Source organism: Escherichia sp. MOD1-EC7003 (assembly GCF_002965065.1).
GTDB lineage: Bacteria > Pseudomonadota > Gammaproteobacteria > Enterobacterales > Enterobacteriaceae > Escherichia.
The window spans coordinates 25,359-42,472 of sequence record NZ_PTRE01000051.1 but is presented as its reverse complement, the minus strand read 5'-3'; the positions used below and the strand labels follow the sequence as shown (position 1 = coordinate 42,472).

Genomic DNA, 17,114 nt, shown 5'->3' with positions numbered 1-17,114 from the left:
CAACACATCAACAGGAGCAGATCCGCAAAATGCTCGAATCAGCATGAGGGAACAACTTTCGGGCGCAAAAACATTGCCGGAAGCGCCACCAACGCCATCACCCAGAACACGCCGTGGCCCAGATATTGATACAGGAAACCGGCGAAAACGGTCATGATGGCGATACTGCCACCCATCGCGACAGCAGAGTAAACCGCCTGTAAACGGATGACTTCGCTACCCTGGCGGGCGGCAATATAGCGCATGGCCGCCAGGTGGCAGATCGTGAAGGTGCCGCAATGCAGAATTTGCACCACTATCAACCACGGCAACGCCGTAGTTGCTCCCATAATGCCCCAGCGCACTACGCCGCAAATCGCCGAAATCAACAGCATATCGCGTGCACTACAACGACGGAAAAGTTTATTACTCAGCGCAAAGATAATGACTTCTGCCACCACGCCCAGCGACCACAAATAACCCACCGCCGAGGCCGAGTAGCCAGCAGACTGCCAGTAAATGGCGCTAAAACCGTAATAGGCCGCATGCGCCCCCTGCAATAAACAAACGCAGGCCAGAAAGCGCCAGTTCTGGTGGACCAGCGCCAACCACGCTGGCCAACCGGTGCTCTCCTGCTGACGGCTTGCCCCTTGTGGCAGAATCGTCGGACGAATGAGAAAGCCGAGCAGCATGGACGCCACTCCCAACGTCAACAGCGCGAGGATCACCCGATAATCAAACAGAGTGACCAGTTTGCCCGTCAGCGCCGAGCCAATGACAAACGCCACCGAGCCCCACAATCGTACTTTGCCGTAATCAAGCGGGAACTGCTTTTGCCACGTATTCGCCAGTGCATCGGTCAACGGTACCAGTGGTGAGAAAAAGAGGTTAAAGCCAATCATCACCACCATTAGCCACGCTACGTGCCCCCCCGCCCAGAAGGCGACAGCAAAGAGAAGTGTCAGCAGTGCCAGAACACGCAAGGCAGAAATCAGGCGGGAAGGATCACTAACGCGGGGCGCGATAAGCAAACTCCCGAGGAAACGGGCAACCAGACCCGCCCCCAATAACAGGCCGATGGTTTCTGGCGTTAAGCCAATTCCCTTAAGCCAGACGCTCCAGAAAGGTAGAAAAATGCCGTAGCTAAAAAAGTATGTGAAATAGCCGAGCGCCAACCAGCGCGTGGATTGCAAAACCATGAGTCCCTCCCGTCAGGAGGCGTTAGTCTGGGGTTAATCGAATGTTGGTGCAAGTTGAATAGTAAGAATATTCGAGCCTGCTTCCTGATGTCTGTAACGCCAGTTCGCAAGCACTAAAGGGTGATCAACCGGTAACATCGCCACTAATGGTTCATAGCTCGGGATCTCAACGCGCTCTTGTCACCCTTTTACTGGTGTCATGGTGCCCTCAATATTAACAAGACATAGTGAATTAACAATCAACAGATCCACCACCATAACAGTTGAAGCGCAATTACGTCAGATTTGATGACGCGATAACGTAGAAAGGCTTCCCGAAGGAAGCCTTGCGATGATCACAAATGTAAGATTGCCTGATGCGCTACGCTTATCAGGCCTACACGGAGATTGCAATATATTGAATTTGCAATGTTTTGTAGGCCAAATAAGGCGTTCACGCCGTATCCGACATGAACAACGAGCACGTTGTCAGCAAATAACCGTTTCGCTTATGCGTAAACCGGGTAACGTGCGCAGATATCGAGAACTTTACCTTTGATGCGCTCGATAACGGCTTCATCATTGATGCTGTCCAGCACGTCACACATCCAGCCAGCCAGTTCTTTCGCTTCAGCTTCTTTGAAACCACGACGCGTAATCGCCGGAGTACCCACGCGAATACCGGAGGTCACAAACGGGCTCTTCGGATCGTTTGGTACGCTGTTTTTGTTAACGGTGATGTTGGCACGGCCCAGAGCTGCGTCTGCTTCTTTACCGGTCAGGTTTTTATCAACCAGATCAACCAGGAACAGGTGGTTATCAGTACCGCCAGAAACCACTTTGTAGCCGCGCTCGAGGAACACTTCTACCATCGCTTTGGCGTTTTTCGCGACCTGCTGCTGGTAAGTTTTGAATTCAGGCTCCATCGCTTCTTTCAGAGCAACCGCTTTACCGGCGATTACGTGCATCAACGGACCGCCCTGACCACCAGGGAAAACGGCAGAGTTCAGTTTTTTGTACAGTTCTTCGCTACCGCCTTTCGCCAGGATCAGGCCGCCGCGCGGGCCCGCCAGGGTTTTGTGAGTGGTGGTAGTCACTACGTGAGCATGAGGAACTGGATTCGGGTAGACGCCAGCAGCAACCAGGCCCGCAACGTGCGCCATATCAACGAACAGGTAAGCACCGATGCTGTCAGCGATTTCACGCATTTTCGCCCAGTCAACCACGCCGGAATATGCAGAGAAGCCACCGATAATCATTTTCGGTTTGTGTTCTTTGGCTTGTTTTTCCAGATCAGCGTAGTCGATATGACCGGTAGCATCGATGCCGTAAGGAACGATGTTGTACAGTTTACCGGAGAAGTTAACCGGAGAGCCGTGAGTCAGGTGACCGCCATGCGCCAGGTTCATACCCAGAACGGTGTCGCCGGGTTCCAGCAGCGCGGTGTAGACCGCAAAGTTAGCCTGGGAGCCGGAGTGCGGCTGGACGTTAGCGTAGTCAGCGCCGAACAGTTCCTTCGCGCGATCGATCGCCAATTGTTCAACGATATCAACATACTCGCAACCGCCGTAGTAGCGTTTACCCGGATAACCTTCAGCATATTTGTTGGTCAGCTGAGAACCCTGCGCCTGCATTACGCGCGGGCTGGTGTAGTTTTCGGAGGCGATCAGTTCGATGTGCTCTTCCTGACGTACTTTTTCCTGCTCCATAGCCTGCCACAGTTCGGCATCATAATCGGCAATGTTCATTTCACGCTTTAACATCCGCATCTCCTGACTCAGCTAACAATAAAATTTTTGGCCTTTATAGGCAGTCCTGTTGGACAACGGCGAACAGTATAACCGAATCATTGTGCGATAACAGGTCTTGACAAAGGAATTTACGCAAACGATTACCTTCAAGCTACGCAAGGCTTTGGAGAATGAAGAGCTTGCAACCGGAAACGGATTTCTTTTCAGGTTTGTGATGCAAATTTTTCACTTCATCACATTCTTTCTAAAAAACACCAAAGAACCATTTACATTACAGGGTTATTTTCTATAAGATGCATTTGATATACATCAATTTAGATGCAAAAAGGAAGATCATATGCTTGACGCTCAAACCATCGCTACAGTAAAAGCCACTATCCCTTTACTGGTGGAAACAGGGCCAAAATTAACCGCCCACTTCTACGACCGTATGTTTACTCATAACCCAGAACTCAAAGAAATTTTTAATATGAGTAACCAGCGCAATGGCGATCAACGTGAAGCCTTGTTTAACGCCATTGCCGCCTACGCCAGCAATATCGAAAACCTACCTGCACTGCTGCCTGCGGTAGAAAAAATCGCTCAAAAACACACCAGCTTCCAGATCAAACCGGAACAGTACAACATCGTCGGCGAACACTTGCTGGCAACGCTGGACGAAATGTTCAGTCCAGGCCAGGAAGTGCTGGACGCGTGGGGTAAAGCCTATGGCGTACTGGCAAATGTGTTTATCAATCGCGAGGCGGAAATCTATAACGAAAACGCCAGCAAAGCCGGTGGCTGGGAAGGCACGCGGGATTTTCGCATTGTGGCTAAAACACCGCGCAGCGCACTGATCACCAGCTTCGAACTGGAACCGGTCGACGGTGGCGCGGTGGTGGAATACCGTCCGGGACAATATCTCGGCGTCTGGCTGAAGCCGGAAGGTTTCCCACATCAGGAAATTCGTCAGTACTCTTTGACTCGCAAACCGGATGGCAAAGGCTATCGTATTGCGGTGAAACGCGAAGAGGGTGGGCAGGTATCCAACTGGCTGCACAATCACGCCAATGTTGGCGATGTCGTGAAGCTGGTAGCGCCAGCAGGTGATTTCTTTATGGCTATCGCGGATGACACGCCAGTGACGTTAATCTCTGCCGGTGTCGGTCAAACGCCAATGCTGGCAATGCTCGATACACTGGCAAAAGCAGGCCATAGCGCCCAGGTGAACTGGTTCCATGCGGCAGAAAATGGCGATGTTCATGCCTTTGCTGATGAAGTTAAGGAACTGGGGCAATCACTGCCGCGCTTTACCGCGCACACCTGGTATCGTCAGCCAAGCGAAGCCGATCGCGCTAAAGGTCAGTTTGATAGCGAAGGTCTGATGGATTTGAGCAAACTGGAAGGTACGTTCAGCGATCCGGCAATGCAGTTCTATCTCTGCGGCCCGGTTGGCTTCATGCAGTTTGCGGCGAAACAGTTAGTGGATCTGGGCGTCAAGCAGGAAAACATTCATTACGAATGCTTTGGCCCACATAAGGTGCTGTGATTTGATGTTGCCGGATGGAAACATCCGGCAACCCTGACGCGGTTTAAATTGCTGCGTCGTCCTCTTCACCGGTACGGATACGAATGACCCGTGCCACGTCAAAGACGAAGATTTTACCGTCACCGATTTTGCCGGTTTGCGCCGTGCGAATAATCGTATCTACACAGATATCGACAATATCGTCCGGCACGACAATCTCAATTTTCACCTTCGGCAGAAAATCCACCATATACTCCGCGCCGCGATACAGCTCGGTATGGCCTTTCTGGCGGCCAAAACCTTTCACCTCAGTGACCGTCATGCCGGTAATGCCGACTTCAGCCAGTGCTTCGCGGACATCATCCAGCTTGAAGGGTTTAATAATCGCATCAATCTTTTTCATGCTATTCCTTGAAAAGGTCGCCTGTCTTTTGATCTGCTAAACGTAACACATAACGCCAATTCATTCCTTGAAATCGTTTGCATCCAGCTCGTGTCGGGAAAGCAGTTTATAAAATTCTGTCCGGTTGCGCCCCGCCATTCTCGCCGCATGGGTGACGTTGCCTTTAGTGATTTGCAGCAGCTTGCGCAAGTAGTTGAGTTCAAACTGATTACGCGCCTCAACAAAGGTTGGCAGCACCGTGTTTTCTCCCTCCAGCGCCTGCTCCACCAGCGCATCACTAATCACCGGAGATGATGTCAGCGCCACGCACTGTTCAATCACGTTGACCAACTGGCGCACATTGCCCGGCCAGGTTGCGGTCATCAGGCGTTTCATCGCATCGGTGGAGAACGCGCGGACAAACGGTTTATGTCGCTCTGCAGCTCGGCGCAACAAGTGATTTGCCAGTAGCGGAATGTCTTCAGTGCGTTCCACCAGTGCCGGAATTTTCAGGCTGACAACGTTGAGGCGGTAATAAAGATCTTCGCGGAATTCCCCGCGCGTCATCGCTTTTGGCAGGTCGCGGTGAGTGGCAGAAATAATCCGCACGTCGATATCAATATCGCGGTTGCTGCCCAGCGGGCGCACTTTACGCTCCTGCAACACGCGCAGCAGTTTGACCTGCAACGGTGCGGGCATATCGCCAATCTCATCGAGAAATAGCGTACCGCCTTCTGCCGCCTGGAATAAACCTTCGCGATTGCTGACAGCGCCAGTAAACGCGCCACGCGCATGACCAAACAGCTCCGACTCCAGCAATTGCTCGGGTAATGCGCCACAGTTAATAGCGATAAATGGTTTGCTGTTGCGCGGGCTGGCATTGTGGATAGCCTGAGCAAAAATCTCTTTCCCGGTGCCGCTCTGACCGTTAATCAAAACGCTAACGTCTGATTGCGCCACCAGCCGCGCCTGTTCCAGCAAACGCAGCATCAGCGGGCTGCGGGTGACAATCGCCTCACGCCAGCGTTCGTCGGTAGCAGGCGCGGATTGTTCCAGCGCATCGTCAATTGCCTGATATAGCGCATCTTTATCGACAGGCTTGGTGAGGAAACTGAATACGCCCTGCTGTGTTGCCGCAACCGCATCGGGAATGGAACCATGTGCGGTAAGAATAATTACTGGCATTCCCGGCTGCACTTTCTGGATTTCAGCAAACAGCTGCATACCGTCCATTTCATCCATCCGCAGGTCGCTGATGACTAAATCTACTTTTTCGCGATTCAGTACCCGTAATCCTTCAGCACCACTTTCTGCCGTGACCACACTATAGCCTTCGCTGGTCAGACGCAGGCCAAGCAGTTTCAGCAATCCCGGATCGTCATCGACCAATAATAAATGCGCAGGTTTATGGCTCATCAGGAGTGACCTCATGGGTGGATGACGCGGGCTTTTCACTCTCGTGCGGCGTATCCGGCGAGAAATTTCCAGCCGGTTTGCGAGTCGAGAGCTGACGTTCAATATCGGTCAGGTTTTCCAGCTTGCGGGTGGTGAGTTCCAGTTGCTGCTGTAGAACATGATGTTGCTGGCGCAAAGTATCCAGCTCGCTGTCACTGGACTGCTGGAGTTTGCTGTAGCGTTGGCGCTCTTCTGCCAGTTGCAGTTGCAGCGCCTGACCGTCGCGCCAGAGTTGATACAGCGGGCGAACCTGTGCCGGGATCTCGGTACTTAGCGCATCAATGCGCGCGACCAGCTGGCGGCGCTCATACGGCGTAATTTTGGCATCGGAGAGCAAAATCCCTTGTTTAAAGGTATTTTGCCAGCTGACGTTGTCATATTGGCGGGCTTGCTGACGCGACTGCGCAGGCATTAAACGATCAGCACAATCCATCGCCCGCAGCCAGTAAAGCGGATTGGTTTCTGTTGATTTACCTTGCAGCGCCCAGATATCGCCACATTCAGTAGAAAGATAGTCAGCCAGTTGATAAACCGGAATTTTTTCTTCTGCTGGCGTATCAATAGCTGGCTTATTGTGAGTCTGCACGCAACCCAGCAATGCCAGACATGGTAGCCCTGCCAGCCACAGCCGTCGGGACAATAATCGTTGAAAAATGTGTCGCATATTCACCAGACTTAAAGCCTTTCCCAGTGGGCGTAATTGTTGCAGGCAGTTTGGACACGGACAGCGCGGAGAAACCGGAGCGTACACGTCGTACGTGAGGATTTCGAGCACTTACCCGCAGCCGAACTGGCAAATTAAATAGCCTAATGGGATAGGCTCTTAACGTTATTTCGTGTTTTTCGACGACGGTAATTCAATGCGGAAGCAAACGTCCTGCCCGCTCTCGTCGACCAGATACAGTTCCCCCTGCATACGGCGAATACAATCCCTGGCAATGCTTAATCCCAGACCGCTGCCCTTCACCGCCCCTTTTCGCTGGTGGCTTCCCTGAAAAAAGGGCTCGAAGATCATGGCGCGTTCCTCTTGCGGAACGGGCGTGCCTGTATTGATGACATCAATATAAACACGCGCGCCATGTAAACTACTGCGAAGGTAAATGTTACCGGATTCAGCCCCGTAGTGCACCGCATTGGAGTAAAGATTATCCAGTACGCTCATCAGCAGCATTGGCTCTGCCAGGCAAGCTGTTGCTTTGAGGTCGACGTCGGTATGCATCATTTTAGCCCGTGCGGGCAGGCTATGAGCAGAAACCACTGTCTCCACCAGCGGAGTGATCTCCACATTCTCCAGTTCCACCGCACCGTCCGCCTGTTTACGGTTGTAATCAAGCAGTTGTTCGATCAGTTTTTGCAAATTGCGGCTGCTGCTATCAAGAATGCTCACCACCTCTTTTTGCTCTGGTGTAAGCGGCCCGACAACCTGGTCAGCCAGTAATTCAGTGCCCTCGCGCATACTCGCCAGTGGCGTTTTTAATTCATGAGATAAATGTCTTAAAAATTGATGGCGTTGGGATTCCAGCCATGACAGGCGCTCACTTAGCCAAAGAATACGTTGCCCAACCGAGCGTAACTCGCTCGGTCCACTAAACGAGACACTATTGCCCAGTGAACGCCCCTCCCCCAGACGGTTGATCATGCGCTCGATATTTTTCACCGGACCGATAATCATCCGCGTGAAAAGTAGCACCATCACCAGACTCACCAGAAATAGCACCAGCGATTGCCAACCAAAATATTGTCCACGTTCGGCGATTTCACGCTGAAGCTGCTGCCCACGAGAGAATATCACTGTGCGCGTGGCCTGCACCATTTCAGTATTGGCACTGGCAAAGGCTTCAAGACGCGCGGCGGCGGCAGCATCGGGACCGCTGTTGTGACACTGAAGTTGAGCCAGATTGTTCAAATCCTGACGCAATGCCTGGTAAAGTTTATCGTCCGGCAGTACGCCTGCGTGGGCATCAAGCATTTCGCTGTAACGCTTGCGCTGGCTTTGATAAACCTTCGCAAGCGTAGGGTCGTCCAGCACGCAATACTGACGGTAGCTACGCTCCATCTCCAACGCCGCGTTGGTCATCGCTTCACTGCGCCGGGCATCGATAAGTGTCGTACGGTTAACCAGAGCAGCCTGATCGCTAAGCGCATTCAGGCTTTGCCAGGCTTGCCATGCCAGCACCAACAGAGGCAGCAGAATCAGCAAAAATGCCAGCATTACCAGTTGTCGTAATGAGCGGGGAAAAACGGGCCAGCGTTTCAAGGTGTTACTCTCGTCAGACGCGAATAACCTGATGCTAACCGAGGGGAAGTTCAGATACAACCAAGCCGGGAATTACCCGGCCTGGTTATGGAATAAGGCGGTGCCTAACTCGACGTTTCGCCCGATGGTTGATATAGCTAAGCTGATATCAGAAGTTGGACGGCAGGCACCTTGTTGTGCGTCATTCGAATTTTATGTAGCACGTCCCGAAGGGGCTGACATAAGTCGGTGAATGAGCCACTGCTTACTATTATGCAGTAACTATGCCAATAAAGAAAATAGTTTGATAACACACTGATTGTACGTTGTTTTTATGGATTTATAATTGGTTTATCTTTGGCTGCAAATTAGCCACTGTGTCGCCTGAAAGAGACAGATTAAGATAAAATCAATTACTGACAATAAAATCAATGAGTTAAATGTCGCCAATAAACGACACGGTAAACCTTACATTGTCGTAATTTACCGATTGGGCGGGGAGCAGTCAAAGACACAAAAAAGCTCCCGAAGTTGGGAGCTGATGATTATTGGCTGAGTGGTTGGTTTTAATGCCGGATGCGGCGTGAACGCCTTATCCGGCCTACAAAATCAATGCGTTGCGTGAAATGCCGATGTCTTAACCCAACTGTTTACGTGCATTGCGGAAAATGCGCATCCACGGGCCGTCCTCGCCCCAGTTTTCCGGATGCCAGGAGTTGCTGACAGTACGGAAAACACGTTCCGGGTGCGGCATCATAATGGTGACTCGACCGCTTTCAGTCGTGACCGCCGTAATACCGTTCGGAGAACCGTTCGGGTTAGCCGGATAGGTTTCAGTGACTTTGCCGAAGTTATCGACATAGCGCAGTGCCACTAACCCTTTGCTTTCCAGCGCCGCCAGATGCGCCGCATCGCGCACCTCCACGCGCCCTTCACCATGAGACACAGCAATCGGCATCTGCGAGCCTACCATCCCCTGCAACAGCAACGACGGGCTTTGGGTCACTTCAACCAGGCTGAAACGCGCTTCAAAGCGATCGGAGGTGTTACGCACAAAACGTGGCCACAACTCGCTACCCGGGATCAGTTCACGCAGATTAGACATCATCTGGCAACCGTTACATACCCCCAGCGCCAGCGTTTGCGGACGATGGAAGAAGGTTGCGAATTCGTCACGCACACGGTTGTTGAACAGGATCGATTTCGCCCAACCTTCACCGGCCCCCAGCACATCACCGTAGGAGAAACCACCGCACGCGACCAGGGCGTGGAAATCCTCCAGGCCCGTGCGCCCAGCCAGCAGGTCACTCATATGCACGTCGATAGCATCGAAGCCCGCACGGTGGAAAGCTGCCGCCATTTCAACATGCGAGTTCACGCCCTGCTCACGCAGCACTGCAACTTTCGGGCGTGCGCCAGTAGCAATATACGGTGCTGCCACATCTTCGTTGATATCGAACGACAGTTTCACATTCAGGCCAGGATCGGCGTCATTAGATTTCGCCTGATGCTCCTGGTCGGCACACTCCGGATTGTCACGCAGGCGCTGCATCTGCCAGGTAGTTTCTGCCCACCAGACACGCAACGTGGTGCGGCTTTCGCTGAATACCGCCTGTCCGTTGGCGGTGATCACAAAACGGTCACCGGAAACCGCCTGACCAACATAATGGACGCAATCAGCAAGGCCATGTTGTGCCAGTACTGCTTCGACCACTTCACGGTCAGCGGCACGAACCTGAATCACCGCACCCAGCTCTTCGTTAAACAACGCCGCCAGGCGATCCTCGCCCAGAGTAGCGATATCCGCGTCAATGCCGCAATGACCAGCAAATGCCATTTCTGCCAGCGTTACCAGCAGGCCGCCATCAGAGCGGTCGTGGTATGCGAGCAGCTTACGCTGTGCAACCAGCGCCTGAATCGCGTCATAGAAGCCTTTCAGTTGGGCAACATCACGTACATCTGCCGGTTTGTCGCCAAGTTGACGATAAACCTGTGCCAGCGCCGTTGCACCCAGCGCGTTATTGCCTTTGCCCAAATCAATCAGCAGCAGTGCGTTATCTTCGGTAGAAAGCTGAGGCGTGATGGTATGACGTACATCTTCCACGCGGGCAAATGCAGAAATCACCAGCGACAGCGGCGAGGTCATTTCGCGCTCTTCATTACCTTCCTGCCAGCGGGTTTTCATCGACATAGAGTCTTTACCCACCGGGATCGTCAGGCCCAGCGCCGGACAAAGCTCTTCGCCCACGGCTTTAACGGCTTCATACAGGCCCGCATCTTCACCAGGGTGGCCTGCCGCCGCCATCCAGTTGGCAGATAGTTTGATACGTTTGATATCGCCAATCTGTGTGGCGGCAATATTGGTTAACGCTTCACCAACCGCCAGACGGGCCGAGGCGGCGAAATCCAGCAGCGCAACTGGCGCACGTTCGCCAATTGCCATCGCTTCACCGTAGTAGCTGTCGAGGCTGGCGGTAGTAACCGCGCAGTTAGCGACCGGCACCTGCCACGGCCCCACCATCTGATCGCGCGCTACCATGCCGGTTACGCTGCGGTCACCGATAGTCACCAGGAAGGTTTTCTCTGCCACGGTCGGTAGATGCAGCACGCGTTTCACCGCGTCTGCAATGGTGATCCCTTCACGAACCAGTGCATCGCCCTTCGCTTTCAGCGTTTGTACTTCGCGGGTCATCTTCGGCGTTTTACCAAGCAGTACATCCAGCGGCAAATCGATTGGCTGATTATCAAAATGACGATCGTGCAGAGAAAGATGCTGTTCTTCAGTCGCTTCACCAATCACCGCGTAGGGTGCGCGTTCACGCTTGCACAGTTCGTCAAACAGCGGTAATTGATCGGCAGCAACCGCCAGCACGTAGCGTTCCTGGGATTCATTACACCAGATTTCCAGCGGGCTCATGCCCGGTTCGTCGCTCAGGATATCGCGCAGTTCAAATTTACCGCCGCGCCCGCCGTCGCTTACCAGTTCCGGCATCGCGTTAGAAAGACCGCCTGCGCCAACGTCGTGGATAAACAGGATTGGGTTGGCATCACCAAGCTGCCAGCAACGATCGATCACTTCCTGACAGCGACGTTCCATCTCCGGGTTGTCGCGCTGTACGGAAGCAAAGTCGAGGTCGGCATCAGACTGACCAGACGCCATGGAAGACGCCGCGCCCCCGCCAAGACCGATGTTCATTGCCGGGCCGCCGAGAACAACCAGCTTCGCACCAACATTGATCTCACCTTTTTGTACGTGATCGGCGCGAATGTTGCCGATCCCGCCCGCCAGCATGATCGGTTTGTGATAACCACGCAGCTCTTCACCGTTGTGGCTGTTCACTTTTTCTTCATAAGTACGGAAGTAGCCGTTCAGTGCCGGACGACCAAATTCGTTGTTAAATGCCGCGCCACCCAGCGGGCCTTCGGTCATGATGTCCAGCGCAGTGACAATGCGCTCAGGCTTACCGAAATCTTCTTCCCACGGCTGTTCAAAGCCAGGAATTCGCAGGTTGGATACGGAGAAACCGACCAGACCAGCTTTCGGTTTAGCGCCGCGCCCGGTGGCGCCTTCATCGCGGATTTCACCGCCGGAACCGGTCGCCGCGCCCGGCCACGGAGAAATCGCCGTCGGGTGGTTGTGGGTTTCTACTTTCATCAGAATGTGCGCCGGTTCCTGATGGAAATCGTAGCGGCCCGTTTCGTGGTCGGCAAAGTAACGGCCCACGTCAGAACCTTCCATTACGGCGGCGTTATCTTTATAAGCAGAAAGTACGTGATCCGGCGTGGTTTCGAAGGTGTTTTTGATCATCCTGAACAGCGATTTCGGCTGCTGTTCACCGTCGATAATCCAGTCGGCGTTAAAAATTTTGTGGCGACAGTGCTCGGAGTTCGCCTGGGCGAACATATACAGCTCGATGTCGTTTGGATTACGACCAAGCTTTGTGAAAGCATCCTGCAGATAGTCAATTTCATCTTCTGCCAGTGCCAGGCCAAGACGCAGGTTAGCGTCGATCAGCGCCTGACGGCCCTGCCCCAGCAAATCAACGCTGGTGACCGGGGTCGGTTGATGGTGTGCAAACAGGTGCTTCGCATCATCTAAAGCAAAAAAGACCGTTTCCATCATGCGGTCGTGCAGTTCAGCGGTAACCTGCTGCCATTGTTCACTGGTCAGCGTACCGGCTTCCACATAGTAAGCAACGCCGCGCTCAAGGCGGTTTACCTGTTGCAGCCCGCAGTTATGGGCAATATCGGTCGCTTTCGAAGACCAGGGAGAGATGGTGCCAGGACGCGGGGTCACCAGCAGGAGTTTGCCTTGCGGGGCGTGGCTGGCGAGTGCCGGGCCATATTTCAGCAGGCGTTCAAGTTGTGCGTGCTCATCATCGTTTAACGGCGCATTGAGGTCAGCAAAATGGACATACTCGGCGTAAATATTGTGAACCGGGAGCCTGGCAGCCTGAAAACGTGCCAGCAGTTTGTTGATTCGGAATGCCGACAATGCAGGCGAACCACGCAGAATTTCCATCATAAGTCTCTCGTCTTCTAAGCTTTCGGTGTACCCAAGGGGGGGGGGAAACGGGCGTCATTATAAAGAATCTGATGCGCTGACGAAACCGTTTGCGTCGAAATAAAATCACCATTGTGAATTAGCAACGCGTGCCGCCAATGGCTGTAATAAGTTGCCAACTGGCGCAGGTTTACGCAAAATGCCGCTCATTTATGAGTAAACCTTTCACTATTATTACGTTTTTTCAAGCTGGGACGCGCACGACACAGAGAATTAACTAATTGAAAAAATTAAAGATTAATTATCTGTTTATCGGCATTCTGGCACTGCTGCTCGCGGTCGCTCTCTGGCCATCCATTCCCTGGTTTGGTAAAGCCGAAAACCGTATCGCCGCCATTCAAGCGCGGGGAGAGTTGCGTGTGAGCACCATTCATACTCCCCTGACTTATAACGAAATCAACGGGAAACCCTTTGGCCTGGATTACGAGCTGGCGAAACAGTTTGCCGATTACCTCGGCGTAAAACTGAAAGTGACCGTGCGGCAGAATATCAGCCAGCTGTTTGACGACCTCGATAACGGCAACGCCGATTTACTGGCGGCAGGACTGGTCTATAACAGTGAACGGGTAAAAAATTATCAGCCTGGCCCTACCTATTATTCCGTGTCACAACAACTGGTTTATAAAGTGGGTCAGTATCGCCCACGTACGCTGGGTAACCTGACGGCAGAGCAACTCACCGTCGCACCGGGGCACGTGGTGGTTAACGATCTCCAAATCCTGAAAGAAACAAAATTCCCGGAATTAAGCTGGAAGGTAGACGACAAAAAAGGCTCTGCGGAATTAATGGAAGATGTCATTGAAGGAAAACTCGATTACACCATTGCTGATTCTGTTGCTATCAGCCTGTTTCAGCGCGTTCACCCGGAACTCGCCGTAGCGCTCGATATCACCGATGAACAACCAGTGACCTGGTTTAGCCCGTTAGATGACGATAATACCCTTTCTGCCGCTCTGCTCGATTTCTTCAATGAAATGAATGAAGACGGTACGCTGGCACGCATTGAAGAGAAATACCTGGGGCATGGCGATGATTTTGATTACGTCGATACGCGCACATTTTTACGCGCCGTCGATGCCGTTCTGCCGCAGTTAAAGCCCCTGTTTGAGAAATACGCCGAAGAAATTGACTGGCGTTTGCTGGCCGCTATTGCTTATCAGGAATCGCACTGGGATGCGCAGGCCACTTCACCGACGGGAGTGCGCGGCATGATGATGTTAACCAAAAATACCGCGCAAAGCCTCGGCATTACGGATCGTACCGATGCAGAGCAAAGCATCAGCGGCGGCGTGCGTTATTTGCAGGATATGATGAGTAAAGTGCCGGAAAGTGTGCCGGAGAACGAACGGATTTGGTTTGCCCTCGCCGCGTACAATATGGGCTATGCGCATATGCTGGATGCCCGCGCCCTGACGGCAAAAACCAAAGGTAATCCTGACAGTTGGGCTGACGTAAAACAGCGTCTGCCTTTACTTAGCCAGAAACCCTATTACAGCAAGCTGACTTACGGCTACGCACGTGGGCATGAAGCCTACGCTTATGTCGAAAATATTCGTAAGTATCAGATTAGCCTGGTGGGTTATCTGCAAGAGAAAGAGAAGCAGGCTACAGAAGCGGCGATGCAACTGGCGCAGGATTATCCGGCGGTTTCGCCAACAGAGCTGGGCAAAGAGAAATTTCCATTTCTCTCGTTTCTTTCCCAGTCGTCATCAAACTATTTGACCCACTCTCCCTCTCTGTTGTTTTTCAGGAAAGGGAGTGAAGAGAAACAAAATTAATCTGTCGAGGATTGCGCTTTTTTCTGCGCTTTAATTTCCTGGCGACGCATGCGAAAGAAGTCACTGAGCAATGCCGCGCACTCATCTGCCAGTACTCCTTCCATCATTTCCACTCGATGATTCATACCCGGATGATGCAACACATCCATTAAAGATCCCGCAGCGCCAGTTTTTGCGTCACGAGCACCAAAGACCACGCGACCAATGCGACTGTGGATCATCGCTCCGGCACACATTACACATGGCTCAAGCGTGACATACAACGTGGCGTCGATCAGGCGATAATTTTGCATCACCAGACCGCCCTGCCGCAGGGCCATGATTTCTGCATGTGCGGTGGGATCATGGCGACCAATCGGACGGTTCCAGCCTTCGCCAATAACACGATTGTTATGCACTAATACCGCGCCGACCGGCACTTCCCGCTCATCCCAGGCACGCTTCGCCAGCGTCAGCGCGTGACGCATCCAGTATTCATGGCTAAATTCGACTTCAGACAAAAAGAAAACTCCGGTTATAAAAGCGCGGCGCATTATACACGGACGCTATACTTTACTCTATTCCAGTTGCTGGAGTTCACCGCGCGGAGTTACCCGCCAACGATGCTGGCAGAAATAAAGCAGTGGGTTGTCCTGATTACTGTCACTATAGCCACTGTACAGCCGCAGCGGCGTGCCTAATTTGCGCTCCAGCTGCGCGACCTTTTCATGCCCGAGGCAACGCATCGTCAATACCCAACCACCATAGCCACGCTGAATTTGGCTGGCGATGAGATTCACCCGCGGCAGCCAGGGTGTATCGAAATAGACCGCTTCAACCAGCGGCTGTGGAGAACCGGTAATCAACCAGATATCAGCATCGGAACTGAGCAGGTAGGTCGTCAGACGCTCCTGCACCAGTGGAAAGGCAGTAACATTGCCGCGAAACCAGCGCACGAAATCGGCCTGCAACGCCTGTAAACGCGCTTCACTGTGACCAAAAGTGCACCCCCACAGAAGCAGGCTCATCGGCCAGCGTGCCGCACGACCTTTTATCAATAACGCCATGGCAATGGCTGGCAACAGCGGCAGGACAAGTAATGCGTTCAACGGCTGACGACGCAGCAAATAGCGCAAAAAACTGCCAAACATATCCTGCTGATGTAATGTTCCATCTAAGTCAAAAAACACCACACGACGCTCGTGAGTTGCCAAACCATACTCCTCTGGACTGAAACATCCTGATTAATTTTCGCTACTACATAGCCTAACAGATAGATGATCACTTTTCCGGCAACAATCGACTGCATCATGGCTAACTGGAATTTTTAATTCATGGAAATTAGCGGCAATGGAATATAAAATTCAGTCGCGTGTGTCTCATATTGCCTGCTGTCGCCATTATTTCATCGCGAGGAAAGATATGAACGGCTTACTTCGTATCCGTCAGCGTTACCAGGGGCTTGCCCAGAGTGATAAAAAACTGGCAGATTATCTGCTGCTACAACCTGATACGGCGCGCCATTTAAGCTCTCAGCAACTGGCCAACGAAGCCGGAGTCAGTCAGTCCAGCGTCGTGAAGTTCGCGCAAAAACTCGGCTATAAAGGTTTTCCGGCACTTAAGCTGGCGTTGAGTGAAGCGCTGGCAAGCCAGCCGGAATCTCCCTCCGTGCCCATTCATAACCAAATCCGCGGTGATGATCCATTACGGCTGGTCGGCGAAAAACTGATTAAAGAAAATACTGCCGCCATGTACGCAACGCTAAACGTTAATAGTGAAGAGAAACTGCATGAATCCGTAGCAATGTTGCGCTCTGCGCGGCGGATAATTCTGACCGGTATTGGTGCTTCGGGTCTGGTGGCGCAAAACTTTGCCTGGAAGCTGATGAAGATTGGCTTCAATGCCGCCGCAGTACGCGATATGCATGCGCTACTCGCCACAGTACAGGCGTCGTCCCCTGACGATCTGTTATTAGCCATTTCCTACACCGGTGTACGACGCGAGTTAAACCTGGCGGCAGATGAGATGCTGCGAGTGGGTGGAAAGGTGTTGGCGATAACCGGCTTTACTCCCAATGCCCTGCAACAGCGTGCTTCTCATTGCCTGTATACCATTGCCGAAGAACAAGCAACAAACAGCGCTTCAATCTCTGCTTGTCACGCTCAGGGAATGTTAACGGATTTGCTGTTCATTGCGCTGATTCAGCAGGATCTGGAACTGGCACCAGAACGTATTCGTCATAGCGAGGCACTGGTGAAAAAACTGGTCTGAGTAAAGAATGCGCGTATAATGCCCGCCCGGTTTG

The 17,114-nt window shown here is 52.5% G+C and carries 12 protein-coding genes; 3 read left to right on the top strand and 9 right to left on the bottom strand.

Annotated features, from left to right (window positions below):
- Positions 1-38: 38 nt before the first annotated feature.
- Both A7090_RS10220 and glyA read right to left on the bottom strand, forming a co-directional pair.
- Complete coding sequence (locus A7090_RS10220; protein ID WP_105273947.1) at positions 39-1,178, bottom strand: 3-phenylpropionate MFS transporter; 1,140 nt, start codon at positions 1,176-1,178, stop codon at positions 39-41.
- Between the two features lie 488 nt (positions 1,179-1,666).
- Complete coding sequence (gene glyA, locus A7090_RS10215) at positions 1,667-2,920, bottom strand: serine hydroxymethyltransferase (RefSeq protein ID WP_000919159.1); 1,254 nt, start codon at positions 2,918-2,920, stop codon at positions 1,667-1,669.
- 325 nt (positions 2,921-3,245) lie between these two features.
- Here glyA and hmpA point away from each other — a divergent pair, with 325 nt between their 5' ends.
- Positions 3,246-4,436, top strand: coding sequence for an NO-inducible flavohemoprotein (gene hmpA, locus A7090_RS10210; protein ID WP_105273946.1), 1,191 nt, complete (start codon positions 3,246-3,248; stop codon positions 4,434-4,436).
- A 43-nt stretch (positions 4,437-4,479) separates the two neighbouring features.
- Here the strand turns inward: hmpA and glnB are convergent, their stop codons facing one another.
- The 5 genes from glnB to purL form a co-directional block, all read right to left on the bottom strand.
- Complete coding sequence (gene glnB / locus A7090_RS10205) at positions 4,480-4,818, bottom strand: nitrogen regulatory protein P-II (protein ID WP_000717691.1); 339 nt, start codon at positions 4,816-4,818, stop codon at positions 4,480-4,482.
- A gap of 60 nt (positions 4,819-4,878) precedes the next feature.
- Complete coding sequence (glrR, locus tag A7090_RS10200) at positions 4,879-6,213, bottom strand: two-component system response regulator GlrR (RefSeq protein ID WP_105273945.1); 1,335 nt, start codon at positions 6,211-6,213, stop codon at positions 4,879-4,881.
- A complete protein-coding gene (gene qseG, locus A7090_RS10195; RefSeq protein ID WP_105273944.1) occupies positions 6,203-6,916 on the bottom strand; it encodes a two-component system QseEF-associated lipoprotein QseG in 714 nt (237 codons plus the stop codon). The genes glrR and qseG overlap by 11 nt, the downstream gene beginning before the upstream one ends.
- Before the next feature lie 165 nt (positions 6,917-7,081).
- A complete protein-coding gene (qseE, locus tag A7090_RS10190; protein WP_105273943.1) occupies positions 7,082-8,509 on the bottom strand; it encodes a two component system sensor histidine kinase QseE/GlrK in 1,428 nt (475 codons plus the stop codon).
- 616 nt (positions 8,510-9,125) lie between these two features.
- Positions 9,126-13,013 (bottom strand): phosphoribosylformylglycinamidine synthase, encoded by a 3,888-nt coding sequence (purL, locus tag A7090_RS10185; RefSeq protein WP_105273942.1) that lies wholly within the window; start codon positions 13,011-13,013, stop codon positions 9,126-9,128.
- Between the two features lie 260 nt (positions 13,014-13,273).
- Between purL and mltF the strand changes: the two genes are divergently transcribed.
- A complete protein-coding gene (gene mltF / locus A7090_RS10175) occupies positions 13,274-14,830 on the top strand; it encodes a membrane-bound lytic murein transglycosylase MltF (RefSeq protein ID WP_105273940.1) in 1,557 nt (518 codons plus the stop codon).
- On the opposite strand, the gene tadA is transcribed toward mltF, so the two are convergent.
- Positions 14,827-15,330, bottom strand: coding sequence for a tRNA adenosine(34) deaminase TadA (gene tadA / locus A7090_RS10170; protein WP_206748391.1), 504 nt, complete (start codon positions 15,328-15,330; stop codon positions 14,827-14,829). The genes mltF and tadA overlap by 4 nt on opposite strands.
- Positions 15,331-15,387: 57 nt before the next feature.
- Positions 15,388-16,023 carry a phosphatidylglycerophosphatase C gene (gene yfhb / locus A7090_RS10165; protein WP_105273938.1) on the bottom strand — a complete coding sequence of 212 codons (636 nt, stop codon included), beginning with the start codon at positions 16,021-16,023 and terminating at the stop codon, positions 15,388-15,390.
- Between the two features lie 208 nt (positions 16,024-16,231).
- Here yfhb and A7090_RS10160 point away from each other — a divergent pair, with 208 nt between their 5' ends.
- Entirely contained in the window at positions 16,232-17,080 is an 849-nt protein-coding gene (locus tag A7090_RS10160; protein ID WP_105273951.1) for a MurR/RpiR family transcriptional regulator, read from the top strand.
- Positions 17,081-17,114 lie beyond the last annotated feature (34 nt).